Origin of the sequence: Escherichia sp. TC-EC600-tetX4 (assembly GCF_019356055.1) — a bacterium.
In the GTDB taxonomy this organism is placed as follows: Bacteria; Pseudomonadota; Gammaproteobacteria; order Enterobacterales; family Enterobacteriaceae.
On record NZ_CP079924.1, the window covers coordinates 3,439,924 to 3,457,506 of the forward strand.

Annotated in this window: 18 protein-coding genes; 3 read left to right on the forward strand and 15 right to left on the reverse strand. The window is 52.3% G+C overall.

Annotation, left to right across the window (positions count from 1 at the left end; translation table 11 throughout):
• Window positions 1-4 precede the first annotated feature (4 nt).
• The 6 genes from pgpA to nrdR all read right to left on the reverse strand — a co-directional run bounded on the left by pgpA (window position 5) and on the right by nrdR (window position 4,110).
• Window positions 5-523, reverse strand: coding sequence for a phosphatidylglycerophosphatase A (gene pgpA, locus KXD89_RS16715; RefSeq protein WP_000154044.1), 519 nt, complete (start codon window positions 521-523; stop codon window positions 5-7).
• Window positions 501-1,478 (reverse strand): thiamine-phosphate kinase, encoded by a 978-nt coding sequence (thiL, locus tag KXD89_RS16720; protein WP_000742109.1) that lies wholly within the window; start codon window positions 1,476-1,478, stop codon window positions 501-503. The genes pgpA and thiL overlap by 23 nt, the downstream gene beginning before the upstream one ends.
• 77 nt (window positions 1,479-1,555) lie before the next feature.
• Entirely contained in the window at window positions 1,556-1,975 is a 420-nt protein-coding gene (gene nusB / locus KXD89_RS16725) for a transcription antitermination factor NusB (protein WP_000801125.1), read from the reverse strand.
• A gap of 19 nt (window positions 1,976-1,994) precedes the next feature.
• Entirely contained in the window at window positions 1,995-2,465 is a 471-nt protein-coding gene (gene ribE / locus KXD89_RS16730; protein WP_001021161.1) for a 6,7-dimethyl-8-ribityllumazine synthase, read from the reverse strand.
• 88 nt (window positions 2,466-2,553) lie between these two features.
• Window positions 2,554-3,657: a bifunctional diaminohydroxyphosphoribosylaminopyrimidine deaminase/5-amino-6-(5-phosphoribosylamino)uracil reductase RibD gene (ribD, locus tag KXD89_RS16735; RefSeq protein WP_001150457.1), complete on the reverse strand. Its 1,104-nt coding sequence runs from the start codon at window positions 3,655-3,657 to the stop codon at window positions 2,554-2,556.
• A gap of 3 nt (window positions 3,658-3,660) precedes the next feature.
• Window positions 3,661-4,110, reverse strand: coding sequence for a transcriptional regulator NrdR (gene nrdR, locus KXD89_RS16740; RefSeq protein ID WP_000543535.1), 450 nt, complete (start codon window positions 4,108-4,110; stop codon window positions 3,661-3,663).
• A gap of 150 nt (window positions 4,111-4,260) precedes the next feature.
• Between nrdR and KXD89_RS16745 the strand changes: the two genes are divergently transcribed.
• Together KXD89_RS16745 and tsx are read left to right on the forward strand one after the other, a co-directional pair.
• Window positions 4,261-4,800, forward strand: coding sequence for a DUF3251 domain-containing protein (locus tag KXD89_RS16745; protein ID WP_001326929.1), 540 nt, complete (start codon window positions 4,261-4,263; stop codon window positions 4,798-4,800).
• A 298-nt stretch (window positions 4,801-5,098) separates the two neighbouring features.
• Window positions 5,099-5,983 (forward strand): nucleoside-specific channel-forming protein Tsx, encoded by an 885-nt coding sequence (gene tsx, locus KXD89_RS16750; protein ID WP_001295328.1) that lies wholly within the window; start codon window positions 5,099-5,101, stop codon window positions 5,981-5,983.
• Between the two features lie 176 nt (window positions 5,984-6,159).
• Here tsx and yajD read toward each other — a convergent pair whose 3' ends face one another.
• The 6 genes from yajD to queA all read right to left on the reverse strand — a co-directional run bounded on the left by yajD (window position 6,160) and on the right by queA (window position 12,101).
• The gene (gene yajD / locus KXD89_RS16755; protein WP_000974813.1) at window positions 6,160-6,507 is read right to left on the reverse strand and encodes an HNH nuclease YajD; all 348 of its coding nucleotides are present in this window, start codon (window positions 6,505-6,507) and stop codon (window positions 6,160-6,162) included.
• 128 nt (window positions 6,508-6,635) lie between these two features.
• On the reverse strand, window positions 6,636-7,607 hold the full coding sequence (gene secF, locus KXD89_RS16760; RefSeq protein ID WP_000046637.1) for a protein translocase subunit SecF: 972 nt from the start codon (window positions 7,605-7,607) through the stop codon (window positions 6,636-6,638).
• Window positions 7,608-7,617: 10 nt separating this feature from the next.
• Window positions 7,618-9,465 (reverse strand): protein translocase subunit SecD, encoded by a 1,848-nt coding sequence (gene secD / locus KXD89_RS16765; RefSeq protein WP_000934822.1) that lies wholly within the window; start codon window positions 9,463-9,465, stop codon window positions 7,618-7,620.
• A 27-nt stretch (window positions 9,466-9,492) separates the two neighbouring features.
• Window positions 9,493-9,825 (reverse strand): preprotein translocase subunit YajC, encoded by a 333-nt coding sequence (gene yajC, locus KXD89_RS16770; RefSeq protein ID WP_000007629.1) that lies wholly within the window; start codon window positions 9,823-9,825, stop codon window positions 9,493-9,495.
• A 22-nt stretch (window positions 9,826-9,847) separates the two neighbouring features.
• Complete coding sequence (gene tgt, locus KXD89_RS16775; RefSeq protein ID WP_000667319.1) at window positions 9,848-10,975, reverse strand: tRNA guanosine(34) transglycosylase Tgt; 1,128 nt, start codon at window positions 10,973-10,975, stop codon at window positions 9,848-9,850.
• A 55-nt stretch (window positions 10,976-11,030) separates the two neighbouring features.
• Entirely contained in the window at window positions 11,031-12,101 is a 1,071-nt protein-coding gene (queA, locus tag KXD89_RS16780; protein WP_001266503.1) for a tRNA preQ1(34) S-adenosylmethionine ribosyltransferase-isomerase QueA, read from the reverse strand.
• Between the two features lie 92 nt (window positions 12,102-12,193).
• Here queA and acpH point away from each other — a divergent pair, with 92 nt between their 5' ends.
• Entirely contained in the window at window positions 12,194-12,775 is a 582-nt protein-coding gene (acpH, locus tag KXD89_RS16785) for an ACP phosphodiesterase (RefSeq protein ID WP_001009885.1), read from the forward strand.
• Between the two features lie 4 nt (window positions 12,776-12,779).
• Here the strand turns inward: acpH and malZ are convergent, their stop codons facing one another.
• The 3 genes from malZ to brnQ form a co-directional block, all read right to left on the reverse strand.
• On the reverse strand, window positions 12,780-14,597 hold the full coding sequence (gene malZ, locus KXD89_RS16790) for a maltodextrin glucosidase (RefSeq protein WP_001310597.1): 1,818 nt from the start codon (window positions 14,595-14,597) through the stop codon (window positions 12,780-12,782).
• Window positions 14,598-14,752: 155 nt separating this feature from the next.
• Complete coding sequence (proY, locus tag KXD89_RS16795; protein ID WP_001295329.1) at window positions 14,753-16,126, reverse strand: proline-specific permease ProY; 1,374 nt, start codon at window positions 16,124-16,126, stop codon at window positions 14,753-14,755.
• Window positions 16,127-16,201: 75 nt separating this feature from the next.
• Window positions 16,202-17,521, reverse strand: a complete 1,320-nt coding sequence (gene brnQ, locus KXD89_RS16800) for a branched-chain amino acid transporter carrier protein BrnQ (protein WP_000149639.1) — start codon at window positions 17,519-17,521, stop codon at window positions 16,202-16,204.
• Window positions 17,522-17,583: the final 62 nt, after the last annotated feature.

Consider the following 17,583-nt stretch of genomic DNA (forward strand, 5'->3'; position numbering starts at 1 on the left):
ACAACTACGACAGAATACCCAGCGGCCAGTGATGACCGATAAAATACAGGATGCCTGCGGAAATCACCCCGGCGACAATATCGTCGATCATGATCCCCATGCCGCCATGCACATTGCGATCAAACCAGCGGATCGGCCACGGCTTCCACATATCCAGAATACGGAAAATCACAAACCCGGCGGCAACCCACTGCCAGTCATTGGTCGGCAGCGCCATGAGCGTGATCCACATACCAATAAATTCGTCCCAGACAATGCTGCCATGATCGTGCACACCCATGTCTTTCGCCGTTTGATGACAAAGATAGACGCCGATACAGATCCCCAGCATCACCACCAGCGAGTAGAGCTGCCAGGGCAAAAAGGTCATCAGATACCAGAACGGAATCGCTGCCAGCGAGCCCATCGTCCCAGGAACGATCGGGCTTAATCCACTTCCGAATCCGACAGCAAGTAGATGCCACGGATTACTCATCTTCAGGCGACTTTTCGCGACATCTTTATGGCGTGGCAAAATGGTCATATCCTTTCCAGTCTAATGTAACAGGTTCGCCGTCACGAATAAAACAAAGCCCTTCGATATCGGCGGTCATTTGCCCGATACAGGTAAACGGTACGCCCAGGTGTCCGAGAGCCACATCCAGCGCGCCACGGTTCAGTTCCGGCACAGTGAAACACAACTCGTAATCTTCACCGCCAGAGAGCGCCCAGCGCAGCGCCTGTTCCGGTTCAACATGGCGAGAAAGCGCATCAGAAAACGGCAGCAATGCCAGGTCAATACGTGCGCCGCAGTCGCTGGCTTTCACGATATGCCCGAGATCGGAAATCAAACCGTCAGAGAGATCGATGGCTGAATTTGCCAGATCGCGCAGTGCCTGCCCCTGTAAAATACGCGGCGATGGACGGAGATGACGTTTGATCAAGTAGTCCGCATCTTTAGCATCGGCAACCTGCAAACGGTTTTGCAAAATCGCCAGCCCGGCGGCGCTATCGCCCGGTGTACCGGTCACATAGATCCAGTCACCCGGTTTCGCCCCAGAGCGCGTTAAGGCTCGTCCCATCGGAACAAAGCCGTGGATACCCAACGTCATTGATAATGGCCCACGCGTGGTATCGCCGCCAATGAGTTGCATATCGTAATAATTGAGAAGATCAAACAAACTGTCGCTGAAGGACTCAAGCCACGCTTCGTCTACGTCCGGTAAGGTTAATGCCAGCGTCAGCCAGGCCGGATCGGCCCCCATCGCTGCCAGATCGCTTAGGTTCACCGCCAGTGCTTTATAAGCCAGATCAGCAGGATCGATATCAGGGAGGAAATGGTTACCCGCCACCAGCGTATCAGTGCTGATCGCCAGGGTCTGTTTCTCGGGGATATTGAGAAGTGCGCAATCGTCGCCGATGCCCAGTTCGACATCAAGACGAGAACTTCTTACACGGTCAAAATAACGGGCAATCAGGGAGAACTCGCCACATGCCATACGTTATGCCTCAGCAGGTAAAAAAGAAAAGGCCGGCGATCATGGAACGGTCTTCCGTGAATCTACCGGCCTGGATATCACTTTTTGTTAGGGCGAATCACAGGTGCTGCTTTATCGAGTACGCCGTTGACGAACTTATGGCTGTCTTCTGCGCCGAACGATTTCGCCAGTTCGATCGCTTCGTTAATGGCCACTTTGTATGGCACATCGCTACGTTTAGACAGTTCGTACAGCGCAATGCGCAGTACTGCTTTTTCTACCTGTCCCAGTTCTTCCAGCAGGCGGGACAGGTATGGCTTCATCAGTCCGTCGAGGTATGCGGTATTAGTCGCCACCCCGGCCAGCAGCTCACGGAAGTACAGGACGTCAACGTCTTTTACATCCTGTTCAGCCAGGAACTGGTATTCAACATCAGCGATGTCGTTCTGGGACAACTGCCAGGAGTAGAGCGCCTGGACGGCACACTCACGAGCGCGGCGACGAGCAGCAGGTTTCACGGATTTCCCCTTACTAATTTCAGGCCTTGATGGCTTTCAATACATTAATCATTTCAAGCGCGGTCAGTGCAGCTTCTGCACCTTTGTTGCCAGCTTTGGTGCCAGCACGTTCGATCGCTTGTTCAATGCTTTCAGTGGTCAGAACCCCAAAAGCAACCGGAATTTCGCTGTCCTGGGCAACATGCGCCAGGCCGTTGCTTGCACCACCAGCGACATATTCAAAGTGGGCAGTGCCACCACGAATAACCGTACCCAGCGCAATCACCGCGTCGTATTTACCGGTTTTAGCCAGTGCACCCGCCGCCAGCGGCAGCTCATAGGCACCAGGCACCCAAACAACGGTAATGTTTTCATCTTTTACCTGACCGATACGTTTCAGTGCGTCAATTGCACCTTCCAGCAGGCTGTCATTGATAAAGTTGTTGAAACGCGCGATGGTGATGGCGACGCGAGCGTCCGGGGTAGCAACGTTAGCTTCAATAATGTTCATTTTCTTCCTTCGGGTTCGAGTATGGCCCCGCAGGGGGGCGGATTTTAGCATAATATTTCGTGCGCTGCTTCCCTTTCGAGCCGGGAGATCATGCACCCACTAAATGCAGGCAAACATCCGGGCCTACATGACGTATCTCTTTGAATTTAAATTGGGGGGCGTCGGCTAATTTCTCAAGCCCTGGCAGCGTGCATAATCCGCGGGCGTCGCTGCCTAATAGTTTAGGTGCGATATAGACAATCAGCTCATCGACTAAACCCGCCTGCAGCAATGCGCCAGCGAGCGTTGGCCCCGCTTCCACCCAGATGCTGTTAATTTGCTGTTTACCCAGTTGCATCATCAGTACAACCAGATCCAGATGACCTTTATGCTCTGGAATCAGCAAGGTACGCACCGTTTCCGGCCACTCACGAGAATCTTCCTGCGTACGCGCGAACCAGGTTTCGCCGGGCTGCTGCACAATGCGATGTACCGGCGTCACGCGATTTTGGCTATCAATCACAATACGTATCGGCTGACGGAGATTTTGTTGCGGATAGAGCGCCTGAGTTTGTTCATCCAGTTCAGACCAACGCACCGTTAAGGCAGGATCATCCGCCAGCACCGTGGCGCTGCTGGTTAAAATGGCATGACTTTGCGCGCGCAGTAGTTGTACATCACGCCGCGCCTGGGGCGAAGTGATCCACTGGCTTTCGCCGCTCGCCATCGCCGTGCGACCATCAAGCGATGCGCCAAGTTTTAACTGAATATAAGGAAAGCCGGTGCGCATCCGCTTGAGAAAGCCTTTATTCAATTGCTCGGCTTCACTCATCATCAGGCCGTGGCTGACGTCAATGCCAGCCTGTTGCAGACGGTAAAGTCCACGCCCAGCGACCTGCGGGTTAGGATCTTGCATCGAGGCAACCACGCGCGCTACGCCAGCGGCGATGAGTGCGTCACAGCACGGTGGCGTACGACCATGATGGCTACAGGGTTCGAGTGTGACATAGGCGGTCGCACCTTTGGCTTTTTCACCCGCCATACGCAACGCGTGTACTTCGGCATGTGGTTCACCCGCACGTTGGTGGTAACCTTCACCGACAATTTCGCCATCTTTGACAATGACGCACCCGACATTCGGGTTGGGATGCGTGGTAAAACGTCCTCGTTGCGCCAGCTTTAGCGCCCGCGCCATGTAATACTCGTCCTGCACGGCTTAGTCCTCCAGGCGCGCGATCTCTTCGCCAAATTCTTTGATATCTTCGAAACTGCGGTAGACAGAGGCAAAACGGATATAGGCGACTTTATCGAGCTTTTTCAATTGCTCCATCACCAGATTGCCAATCATCTTGCTCGGCACTTCGCGCTCACCGGTGGCGCGCAGCTGCGATTTAATATGATTGATTGCCATTTCGACGTCATCGGAACTCACCGGACGTTTTTCCAGCGCCCGCAGCATTCCGCTACGCAATTTCTCTTCATTAAACGGTTCACGCACGTCGTTGCTTTTTACAACACGCGGCATAACCAGCTCCGCCACTTCAAAGGTGGTGAAACGTTCATTACACACCAGACACTGCCGACGGCGGCGTACGGATGAACCCTCGCCCACGAGACGAGAGTCAATTACCTTAGTGTCCACGGCGAAACAGAATGGGCAATGCATACGGCGTCCTGACCAGGTGGTTAACGGAAATCTATTTTACCCTGAACTGACGATACAACAAAGGCGCAACGCTTTTGAGATAAAGGATCGATGCTTTCGCTGCTTTTACCCTCTACCATTAGGCTAATTGCGACGAGAAAGGGACGACCTATGAATACTAACGTTTTTCGACTGCTCCTGCTGGGAAGCCTGTTCAGCCTTAGCGCCTGTGTGCAGCAAAGTGAAGTGCGACAGATGAAACACAGCGTCAGCACGCTGAACCAGGAGATGACGCAACTCAATCAAGAAACAGTCAAAATCACTCAGCAAAACAGGCTGAATGCAAAATCCAGCAGTGGGGTTTACCTTCTGCCTGGAGCGAAAACACCGGCAAGACTGGAAAGCCAGATCGGTACTTTACGTATGTCGCTGGTGAATATTACGCCTGATGCAGATGGCACCACCCTTACACTACGTATTCAGGGTGAGTCGAATGATCCCTTGCCCGCATTCAGCGGAACTGTTGAATATGGGCAAATTCAGGGAACAATAGACAACTTTCAGGAAATCAATGTGCAGAATCAATTGATTAATGCCCCTGCCAGCGTCCTCGCCCCCAGCGATGTTGATATTCCGTTACAGTTAAAGGGGATTTCTGTGGATCAGTTAGGCTTTGTACGTATCCACGACATTCAACCTGTTATGCAGTAAACGTATTTCGGGACGATTTTGTGCGTCCCGCAACATCTTTCCCCGTCATTTTGTTACTCTGCTTACATCACCTGGATTGATAGTAAAAGTTTGCAACAAGGGCGAAAGTCAGTACAATCCCCGCCCGAATGTGTGTAAACGTGAACGCAATCGATTACGTAAATGATAGAACTGTGAAACGAAACATATTTTTGTGAGCAATGATTTTTATAATAGGCTCCTCTGTATACGAAATATTTAGAAACGCAATTTGCGCCTTTTTCACTCCCGCAAGGGATTTTCAAACAGTGGCATACATATGAAAAAAACATTACTGGCAGCCGGTGCGGTACTGGCGCTCTCTTCGTCTTTTACTGTCAACGCAGCTGAAAACGACAAACCGCAGTATCTTTCCGACTGGTGGCACCAGAGCGTTAACGTTGTCGGAAGCTATCACACCCGTTTCGGACCGCAGATCCGCAACGATACCTACCTTGAGTACGAAGCATTCGCTAAAAAAGACTGGTTCGACTTCTATGGTTATGCGGATGCGCCGGTATTCTTCGGCGGTAACTCCGATGCTAAAGGTATCTGGAACCACGGTTCTCCGCTGTTTATGGAAATCGAACCACGTTTCTCCATCGACAAGCTGACCAATACTGACCTTAGCTTCGGTCCGTTCAAAGAGTGGTACTTCGCGAACAACTACATTTACGACATGGGTCGTAATAAAGATGGTCGCCAGAGCACCTGGTACATGGGTCTGGGTACCGATATCGACACTGGCCTGCCGATGAGCCTGTCCATGAACGTCTATGCGAAATACCAGTGGCAGAACTATGGCGCAGCGAACGAAAACGAGTGGGACGGTTACCGTTTCAAAATTAAATACTTTGTGCCGATTACCGATCTGTGGGGCGGTCAGCTGAGCTACATCGGCTTCACCAACTTCGACTGGGGTTCCGATTTAGGGGATGACAGCGGTAACGCAATCAACGGTATTAAGACCCGTACTAATAACTCTATCGCTTCCAGCCATATTCTGGCTCTGAACTACGATCACTGGCACTACTCTGTCGTAGCTCGTTACTGGCACGACGGTGGTCAGTGGAACGACGATGCAGAACTGAACTTCGGCAACGGCAACTTCAACGTTCGCTCTACCGGCTGGGGTGGTTACCTGGTAGTAGGTTACAACTTCTGATTATGAAAATGCCGGGATTTATTCCCGGCATTTCTGATTGTTAACAACGTGTGCTTTGTTCATGCCGGATGCGGCGTAAACGCTTTGTCCGGCCAACAAAAGCACGTAAATTCAATATATTGCTGAAATAACGTAGGCCTGATAAGCGTAGCGCATCAGGCAATTTTACGTTTTAATCACTTCTTCTTGTTCATCATCGCTTTCAGGTCAGCGAATGGGTTGTACTTCGCTTCACCGACATCTTTCTGCGCATCTTCCCCTGCGATAACGGTCGTACCATACTGATCCGCTTCGGTATATTTCGAATGCTCATGATCGTGGCAATAGAGACACAACAATTCCCAGTTACTGCCATCTTCCGGGTTATTGGTATGGTCGTGATCAATGTGGTGAACGGTAAGTTCACGCAGGTTGGAATAAACAAACTCGCGGGAACAGCGACCGCAGACCCACGGATAGATTTTTAATGCTTTTTCGCGATAGCCGCTTTCTAACCGCGCATAGTTTTTTGGGATGATAGCCATGAAAAGTTACCTGGATGAAATGTAGGGTTACGCGCAGTTTCCCAAGATGCGGGGATTTTCGCAATCTCCATACATCAAAAAAAATCCCGATCTTCTGACCGGGATTTTCAACATCAACGGGAACTTGATTACGGCAGAATTGACGGCTGATCCGCCCCTTCTTTTTCCACTTTCTGCTGCAACATGTGTTCGCGCTTCATACCCAGTTTCAGAGCCAACGCAGATGCCACATAGATGGAAGATGCAGTACCGATGGAAACACCGATAAGCATGGTCAGCGAGAAGCCTTCCAGTACCGGACCACCGAAGAGGTACAGCATCAGGATAACCATCAAGGTAGTACCGGATGTGATCAAGGTACGGTGCAGCGTCTGGGTCAAGGACACGTTAAAGATTTCGTAAGGCGTACCGCGACGGATCTTGCGGAAGTTTTCACGAATACGGTCCGATACCACGATACTGTCGTTAAGCGAGTAACCGATAACCGACATCAACGATGCCACAATGGTCAGGTCAATCTCGATATGGAATAACGACAAAATACCCAGCGTAATGATAACGTCGTGCGCCAGCGCAATAACCACCCCTGCCGCCAGTCGCCACTCAAAGCGGAAACCTACGTACACGAGGATAGACAGCAGCGCTGCCATCAACGCCATCGCACCGGTTTGCGCAAGGTCTGCCCCCACGCTCGGACCGACGAACTCAATACGCTTCACTGCTGCATTCTGATTGGTGGATTCGTTAATCACCTTCAGAACCTGGCTGCCCAACACCTGACCGCCGGTTTCGCCTTCAGCAGGCGGCATACGGACCATGATGTCATGGCTGCTACCAAAGTTTTGCAGCATCGGCTCTTCAAAACCGGCTTTTTGCAATGCATCACGCATTACGTCAATTTCAGCCGGTTTTTCGAGCGTAATTTCAATAACCGTACCACCGGTGAAATCCAGCCCCCAGTTAAAGCCGCGCACGCCCATAATAACGATAGCAGCGATTAACAGCAGACCAGAGATGCCGAAAGCCCAGTAGTCCCAGCGCATAAAGTCATAGACTTTACGGCCGTGGTTTAGTTGTTCAACAGTATATTCCTGTGCCACATCGCACTCCTCAGATTGACAGCTTCTTGACGCGCTTGCCGCCATATAGCAGGTTTACGATGGCACGCGTACCGACAATCGCGGTAAACATCGACGTCGCCACACCGATACCGGTAGTAATCGCGAACCCTTTAATTGCCCCGGTACCCACTGCGTACAGGATGATGACTTTAATCAGCGTGGTGATGTTCGCATCGAAGATAGAACTGAATGCGCCACGATAACCTTCATCAATTGCCTGTTGAACAGTACGTCCGTTGCTCAACTCTTCTTTAATACGTTCGTTGATCAGTACGTTCGCATCGACCGCCACCGCAAGGGTTAAGACGATACCCGCGATACCTGGCATACTCAGCGTTGCGCCTGGCAACAGCGACATAATGCCGACGATTAAGATCAAGTTGGCAATCAGAGCACTGGTCGCAATCAGACCAAACTTCTTATAGAAGATGATCATGAACAGAATAGAAACCAGCAGACCGGCAAGGCAAGCCTCCAGCCCCTGTTCAATGTTCTGCATACCCAGGGTTGGGCCAATGGTACGTTCTTCAACAATCTGAATCGGCGCGATCAACGCACCGGCACGCAGCAGCAGTGACAGCTGACGGGCTTCGTTCGGGTTGTTGATGCCGGTGATACGGAAGCTGTTACCCAGACGAGACTGGATGTTGGCGATGTTAATCACCTCTTCCTGTTTCACCAGAACCGCACGACCATTTGCATCTTTCTTACCGCTGTCTTTGTACTCCACAAACAGGGTTGCCATCGGTTTGCCGATGTTGTCCTTAGTGAAGTTAGACATGATGTTACCACCAGCGCTATCGAGCGAGATGTTAACCTGCGGTTGGTTGTATTCGTCCTGGCTGGAAGTGGAGTCGGTGATATGGTCACCGGTCAGAATTACGCGTTTGTACAGCACAACTGGCTGACCTTCGCGGGTCTGTTTCACTTCAGAGTCGCCCGGTACGCGACCGGATGCCGCAGCGGCCTGGTCAACGTTGGTGTTTACCAGACGGAATTCCAGCGTTGCCGTCGCACCCAGAATCTCTTTCGCACGCGCAGTGTCCTGAATACCTGGCAGTTCAACAACGATACGGTCAGCACCCTGACGCTGAACCACCGGCTCCGCCACGCCAAGTTGGTTTACACGGTTACGCAGGATATTAATGTTCTGCTGCACCGCATATTCACGCGCTTCACTCAGACGAGCATCGCTCATTACCGCACGCAGCTGGTTGCTGCCCTGGCTGCTAATCACCAGGTCCGGATGGCGCTTGCTCAGATACGCAATGGCTTCATCACGAGCTTTAGCATCGCGGAAAGTGATGCTCAGGCCGTAGTTGTTTTCTTTACGAACAGTGGTATACGGGATGCCCTTTTCGCGCAGGTCACTGCGTAGGCTATCGATATTTTGTTCCTGGAGTTTGCCAAGCGCGGTGTCCATATCCACTTCCATCAGGAAGTGAACGCCGCCACGCAGGTCAAGGCCGAGCTTCATCGGCTCAGCGTGAATAGCTGCCAGCCAGCGCGGCGTTGCCGGGGCAAGGTTAAGCGCCACGACGTATTTGTCACCCATAACGCCCATTAATGCTTCACGAGCGCGCAACTGGGTGTCAGTGGAGTCGAAGCGCGCAAGAATAGCGCCCTCTTCCAGTGCCACAGACTTAGCAGTTATTTTTTCTTCTTGTAACGTTTTCTGGACCTGGATCAGCGTTTGCTCACTGGCGGCGACTCCGCGCGCACCAGTGATCTGAACAGCCGGATCCTCACCAAACAGGTTGGGAAGCGCATACAGCAGACCGATGACAATCACCACGATCAGCATGACGTACTTCCACAAAGGATAACGGTTTAACACGGCAATTCCCTTAGGGAAAAATTTTAATTACAGCGCCTTCATGGTGCCTTTCGGCAGGACGGCAGCTACGAAGTCACGTTTAATAACTACTTCAGTGGTGTCATTCAGCGCGATAGCAATGTAGCCGTTTTCCGCTACTTTGGTTACGCGACCAACCAGGCCACCGTTCGTCAGAACTTCATCACCTTTGGCAATGGAGTCCATCAGCTTTTTGTGTTCTTTGGTGCGCTTCTGCTGTGGACGCAGGATCATGAAATAGAAAATCAGACCGAATACCACCAGCATCAAAATCAAAGACATCGGGCTACCTTGCGCCGGTGCACCCGTTGCCGCTACCGCATCAGAAATAAAAAAGCTCATTAAATTTCCCTCATTATTAATATTAATCAACGTTCAAAGGTGGTACTTCTCGCCCCTGACGCTGGTAAAAATCAGTTACGAAGCTCTCTAATTTACCCTCTTCAATAGCCTTGCGTAAACCCGCCATCAAACGCTGGTAGTAACGAAGGTTATGAATGGTGTTGAGTCGCGCGCCTAATATTTCGTTGCAACGGTCAAGATGATGCAAGTAAGCGCGTGAATAATTGCGACAGGTGTAGCAATCACACTCAGGATCGAGTGGGCCAGTATCGCTCTTATACTTCGCATTGCGGATTTTCACCACGCCATCGGTCACGAACAAATGACCATTTCGGGCGTTGCGGGTTGGCATTACGCAGTCAAACATATCGATACCACGACGTACGCCTTCAACCAGGTCTTCTGGTTTACCAACGCCCATCAGGTAACGCGGTTTGTCTGCCGGAATTTGCGGGCATACATGCTCCAGAATGCGGTGCATATCTGCTTTCGGCTCACCCACAGCCAGACCGCCGACAGCGTAGCCATCAAAACCGATATCTACCAGACCTTTAACAGAAATATCACGTAAATCTTCGTAAACGCTGCCCTGGATGATACCAAACAGCGCATTTTTGTTTCCGAGACTGTCAAAACGCTCACGGCTACGCTTCGCCCAACGCAGAGACATCTCCATGGAGCGTTTTGCGTAATCCCAGTCAGCAGGATACGGCGTACACTCATCAAAGATCATGACGATATCCGAACCAAGATCGTACTGAATCTCCATTGATTTTTCAGGATCGAGGAAAATCGGATCGCCGTTGATCGGGTTACGGAAGTGCACGCCCTGTTCGGTGATTTTACGAATATCGCCAAGGCTGAAGACCTGGAAGCCGCCGGAGTCGGTGAGGATCGGCCCCTTCCACTGCATAAAATCGTGCAGATCGCCGTGCAGTTTCATGATTTCCTGGCCCGGGCGCAGCCACAGGTGGAAGGTGTTGCCGAGGATAATTTGCGCGCCAGTGGCTTCAACTTCTTCCGGCGTCATCCCTTTTACGGTGCCGTAGGTGCCAACAGGCATAAAACAAGGCGTTTCCACTACGCCACGATCAAAGACCAGGCGGCCACGGCGTGCGCGACCGTCGGTGGTGTCCAGTTCAAATTTCATTTTTTCTCCACTACGTCAGAAAAACAGTCCAACGTTTTAAACCAGCGCCGCGGAATTACTCCCCGACGCGCTCATTAATTGCCTGCGGATTGTACGTGATAAACATCGCATCACCGTAACTAAAAAAGCGATATTTCTCTTCTACCGCTGCTTTATAGGCGTTCATGGTGTGTTGATAACCGGCAAAGGCCGAAACCAGCATAATCAGCGTCGACTCTGGCAAGTGGAAGTTCGTCACCAGCGCATCGACCACTTTGTACTGGAAGCCCGGATAGATAAAGATTTGGGTATCGTCGAAGAACGGTTCAATGAGATCGTTTTTCGCTGCCTGAGCCGCGCTTTCCAGCGAACGTACTGAAGTGGTGCCAACCGCAATCACCCGGTTACCGCGCGCTTTCGCCGCCAGTACCGCGTCTACCACATCCTGCGGTACTTCAGCGTATTCCGAGTGCATGATGTGATCTTCAATGGTGTCGACGCGCACCGGCTGGAAGGTGCCCGCACCAACGTGCAACGTCACAAACGCCATCTCCACGCCTTTGGCGCGCAATTTTTCCAGCAAAGGCTCGTCAAAATGCAGACCTGCGGTCGGGGCTGCAACCGCGCCCGGTTTTTCGCTATAAACGGTTTGATAAAGTTCGCGGTCAGCGTCTTCGTCCGGACGGTCGATATACGGCGGCAGCGGCATATGGCCGATGCTGTTGAGAATATCCAGCACCGAGCGTTCATCATTAAATTCGACTTCAAACAGTGCGCCGTGGCGCGCGGTCATTGTTGCGTTAATACTTTCGTCATCGCCCAGCAGCAGTTCTGCGCCAGGTTTTGGCGCTTTCGAGGCGCGAATATGCGCAAGAATGCGTTTGTCGTCGAGCATCCGTTCAACCAGCACTTCAATCTTGCCGCCGCTGGCTTTACGCCCAAACAGGCGCGCCGGGATCACGCGGGTATTATTAAAAACCAGAAGATCGCCGGGGTTGAGCTTATCAAGTAAATCGGTGAAAGTACCGTGCGTCAGCGCGCCCGTCGGCCCGTCCAGCGACAGTAAACGACAGCTACTGCGTTCAGGCATGGGATAGTGGGCAATCAGGGATTCGGGCAATTCAAAGGAGAAATCGGTAACGCGCATGACACTGACTCAGACTAAAATAAGAGGCGGGTAGTCTAGTGCCGGGGCGCTCTCCCTGCAACCTTTACCCCCTTTTGGATAGAATATAATCGATGAATTTTTTAGCTCACCTGCATTTAGCCCATCTCGCGGAAAGCTCGCTTTCCGGCAATTTACTGGCTGATTTCGTACGCGGAAATCCTGAAGAAAGTTTTCCGCCCGACGTCGTGGCTGGCATTCATATGCATCGACGTATCGACGTATTGACTGACAATCTGCCGGAAGTCCGCGAAGCACGGGAGTGGTTTCGTAGTGAAACGCGCCGCGTTGCGCCTATTACGCTGGATGTCATGTGGGATCACTTTCTTTCCCGCCACTGGTCGCAGCTGTCGCCGGACTTTCCGCTACAGGAATTTGTCTGTTATGCCCGCGAGCAAGTGATGACGATTTTGCCGGACTCACCGCCACGTTTTATCAATCTGAACAATTACTTGTGGTCAGAGCAGTGGCTGGTGCGCTATCGCGATATGGATTTCATCCAGAACGTGTTAAACGGCATGGCAAGCCGCCGCCCACGTCTGGATGCCCTGCGTGACTCCTGGTACGATTTAGACGCTCATTATGACGCCCTCGAAACCCGCTTCTGGCAGTTTTATCCGCGGATGATGGCGCAGGCGTCACGCAAGGCGTTATAAAACGTTAGTTCATCCATACCGTAGCCGAAATGGCAGGCAAAGCCAGAATCCCGTCAGTCAGTTGCCCATGCCCTTCTTTGCATTGCCATTGCACGGCATTGAGAAACGGTGACGCGGGTAGCACCACTTCACAGGCCTCGCCACGGTTGATTGCCACCAGTACACGTTGCTGATTCAGCACGCGGACAAATACCACCACGTTATCTTCCGCATACAGCACCTGACAGCCGCCATGACGTAGCGCCTGACTTTTCTTACGCAGCGCAATCATTCGCTGGTACAGCGCGAATAACGCCGTATCCTGCTTTTCCACCTGCCAGGGGAACGGTTTACGGCAAAACGGATCGTTTTTGCCATCCAGTCCTACTTCATCACCGTAATAAATGCACGGTACACCAGGCCAGGTGAACAGCCAGACCACCGCCAGCGGCAGGCGCGCAATATCCCGACCGAGCAGCGTTTTAAATCGCGCAGTATCGTGGCTGTCGAGCTGATTAAACATACGTAATTGTTGTTGATGAGAAAGCCCTGCGCGGTAATTATCCATCCAGGCCATACAGGTTTGGGCATCAATTTGCTGCGGATCGTAAGAGATATCGGTATTGGCAAGAAATCCCCACAACGGGAATGTGAAGCCACGATAGTTCATGGCGGCATCTTCCACATCGGCCTGTAACCATTGCCGTGCATCGCCAAAATGTTCGCCGACAATATACGCTTCCGGCTGGGTTTCTTTCGCCGCTTCGGTGATCCCGGCAACGTGCTGCATATTATTGCGCGCCCCACCCGCCTCCCCCAGCATATGCACCACATCCAGCCGCCAGCCGTCCATATTCCACGGCGCTTTCAGCCAGTGGCGGACAATACTGTCTTCCCCGCGATAAATTTCATTCACCAGACTTTCCGACTGATAATCCAGCTTCGGCAAGCTGGCATAGCCAAGCCAGTCGAGCGCCGTGCCATCATCACTAAACGAGTACCAGTCGCGCCAGGGCGATTCGGGGTTGTGACAAGCACCACCCGTGCCACGATTATGCCTGTCAAACCAGGCATGGGAATCGCCACTGTGGTTAAACACGCCGTCCAGCACCAGCCGCATTCCCAGCTGCTGCGTATTGTGTCGCAAACGCAGCAACGCCCCATCACCGCCAAACTGCGGATCGACATGGCGATAATCCTCGGTATCGTATTTATGTACGCTGGGAGCTTTAAACACCGGATTGAGATACAGCGCTGTCACGCCAAGCTTTTTCAGATACGGCAGTTTTTCGCTTATCCCGTCCAGATCGCCGCCATAGAACGTTGATCCGCCCGCCTGCGCCGTGACCGGTTCATCCCAGTCACGCAAGATGATCTCTTGTCCGGCTGCATGATGGTAATAGACATGATCCTGTTCAGCTTCACGAGGAAGACTACGCGCAAAACGATCAGGGAAGATCTGATAAAAAATCTGATCCGCAGCCCATTGTGGGCCGATATCCGGTACATCGACGGCAAACTGCTCCAGTCGTGCCGGCGGCATTCGGCTGAAGCCCTGCGGTGTAAACCAACGCTGGCGATCGTGCCACAGCAGTTTGAAACTGTAACGCCGCCGGGGTTGTCCGCTGGAGAGATCAATCGCCGCACGCCATGCGGTGACGCCAGGCTGCGGCTGACTGCGCTGCTTATGCATCGGTACTGACATTTCTTCGTTATCGTGTTCTGTACGCAGCATAATGCGCTGCGGTGGGTCTTCGCCCGTCAGCCACAGTGTAATGAGCAGTTGATCTTTGCTTTGTTTAACAAATGGGGGCACCGGCAGGTGCCATGCATTTAACATCATAATTCCCCTGTGATGAAAATCTGATCACCTTGCCATAGCCTAATGCAGGATCACTCATCATCTGAAGGATATTTGGGGGAGGAGGACGGGGGCGGATAACTTTCGGAATAGCCGGATCAGGATTTCCTCCTGAACCGGCTTACAGAACGCAAGGATTACTGGTTTTCAGCCAGCTGACGATCGTGGCGGCGTTTAAACATCCAGCCAATCAACAGCACAACAATCCACGCGAAACCGACATACAGCGAGATACGCGTATCCGGGTGATAACCAATCAACCCGATAATAAAGAGCAGGAAAATCAGCCCGCCGATGGTCGTTGCTACCCCACCCGGCACTTTAAATTTCAGCGCCTTAACTTCTTCTGGCGGCAAACGGCGACGGAAGGCAATTTGCGACAGCAGGATCATAATCCACACCCACACCGTGGCGAAGGTTGCCAGCGAAGCGATCACCAGGAAGACGTTTTCCGGCATGATGTAGTTCAGATACACCGCAAACAGCAGCGCGGTAGTCATCACCAGCACCGTAACCCACGGAATACCGCGACGCGACGTTTTGCTGAAAATTTTCGGCGCGCTGCCCTGCTCTGCCATACCGTGGAGCATACGGCCTACGCCAAATACATCACTGTTAATTGCCGACAGCGAAGCAGTCAGCACAACAAAGTTAAGAATGCTGGCGGCAAAGGTAATGCCCATATGCTGGAACGTCAGCACGAACGGGCTACCGGCAGTGCCAACCTGATTCCACGGGTAGATAGACATAATGACGAACAGCGTACCGACGTAGAACACCAGAATACGCATCGGCACGGAGTTAATCGCACGCGGTATCGATTTCTCAGGATCTTTCGCTTCACCGGCGGTAATCCCGATAATTTCGATCCCACCGTAAGCAAACATCACCATTTGCAACGACATTACCATGCCAAGCCAGCCGTTACTGAAGAAGCCGCCGTTGCTCCACAGGTTATGAATACCGGTCGGTTGCCCGCCGTTGCCAATCCCCCAGATGATGATGCCGAAACCGGCGACAATCATGATGATGATGGTGGCGACTTTAAAGAACGAGAACCAGAATTCCAGCTCACCGAATACCTTCACGCTCATCAGGTTTACGGCGCAAATGATCAGCACCACGCTCAGTACCCAAATCCAGTGCGGCACCGTCGGGAACCAGACACCCATATAGATACCAAAAGCGGTCACATCGGCGATGGCGACAATAAGGATTTCAAAGCAGTAGGTCCAGCCGGTAATGTAACCTGCCAGCGGGCCGAGGTTTTCCTGCGCATAACGCGAGAAAGAGCTGGCGGCCGGGTTATGTACCGACATTTCCCCCAGCGCACGCATAATGATATACGCCGCGATACCACCGATAATATAGGCCAACAACACGCTCGGACCGGCCATTTTGATGGCGTCTGCCGAACCGTAAAACAGCCCGGTGCCAATTGCTGAACCCAGTGCCATAAAGCGTATGTGACGGGTACTTAGCCCACGCTTTAGCTTGTTCTTACTTTCCATCAATTCCTAACCCATCAACACAATAAAAAACCACGGGGCATCGCAGCCCCGTGGTTAAAACAAATGTTCAGTGATTTAGTGAGCGCTGGAGGTCACCTGACGACCTGCCGCGCGATCCCAGATAATGGCCAGAACCACCATCACCACTGTTGGCATTAACCACGCCAGACCTTGTTCGGCCAGCGGTAAACGCTGCGCCCAGGACGGTAAGATATCGCTGAATGCAGATGCTTTGATCCCGTCGAGAATACCAAAAAGCAGGCTGATAAACATCGGCGGAGCAATCACGCGGGACGAATTATGCCACCATGAGCGTGTAAAACTTAATACAACCAGTGCGATACACGGCGGATAAATAGCGGTCAGCACCGGTACGGAGATCTGGATCAGCTGGCTTAAGCCGAGGTTAGAAACCACCATCGAGAAGCCGCCGAGGATAAACACCAGCGTACGATAAGAGAGCGGTACGTACTGGGCAAAGAATTCTGCACAAGCACAGGTCAGGCCAACTGCCGTTACCAGGCAGGCGATGAAGATTAACGCCGCCAGCAGGAAGCTACCGCCGCCGCCAAAGGTGTGCTGAACGTAAGCATGCAGAATAGCAGCGCCGTTTGCAGACTGATCGACCAGCGACGCGCTGTCTGACCCCAGACGGAACAGCGCCAGGTACAGCAGAGTCAGACCAACACCCGCCATCAGGCCAGCCCAGACGGTATAACGGGTCAGCAGACGCGCTTCGGTAACGCCACGAGAACGCGCCGCGTTAACAATAACGATACCAAACACCATTGCGCCCAGCGTATCCATGGTCAGATAGCCGTTAACGAAGCCGTTAGAAAACGCAGCGTTTTGATAAGCCTCAGTCGCCGTGCTGATAGAACCCGCCGGCCAGACAATAGCGGCAACAGACAGGATGACCAGCGCGATAATTTTCAGCGGCGCAAGGAAGTTGCCCACGGTATCCAGCAGCTTGCCCGGATAGAGCGAAACCAGAATAACGATAGCGAAATAGACCAGGCTGTAGATAAACAGCGGCAGCGCGGAATCACCCGTCAGCGGCGCAATCCCCACTTCAAAGGAAACGGTAGCTGTACGCGGCGTAGCGAAAAGCGGCCCCACCGCCAGGTAACAAACCGTTGCCAGCAGTACGCCAGCGACTTTACCGATTGGCGTGCTGAGGCTGTCAACACCGCCGCCAACTTTTGCCAGCGCCACTACCGTTAATACCGGCAGGCCAACGGCAGTAATGAGGAAGCCGAATGCCGCAGTCCAGACGTGTTCGCCTGCCTGTAAGCCGACCATTGGAGGGAAAATAATGTTACCTGCGCCGACGAACAACGCAAATGTCATAAAGCCCAGAGCGATGATATCGCGCGATCTTAATTGATGGGTCATAAATCATACTGCCTGTGGATGTGGTGTTGTAACGTTAAATTTTTGTGCCAATCCCTGGGGAT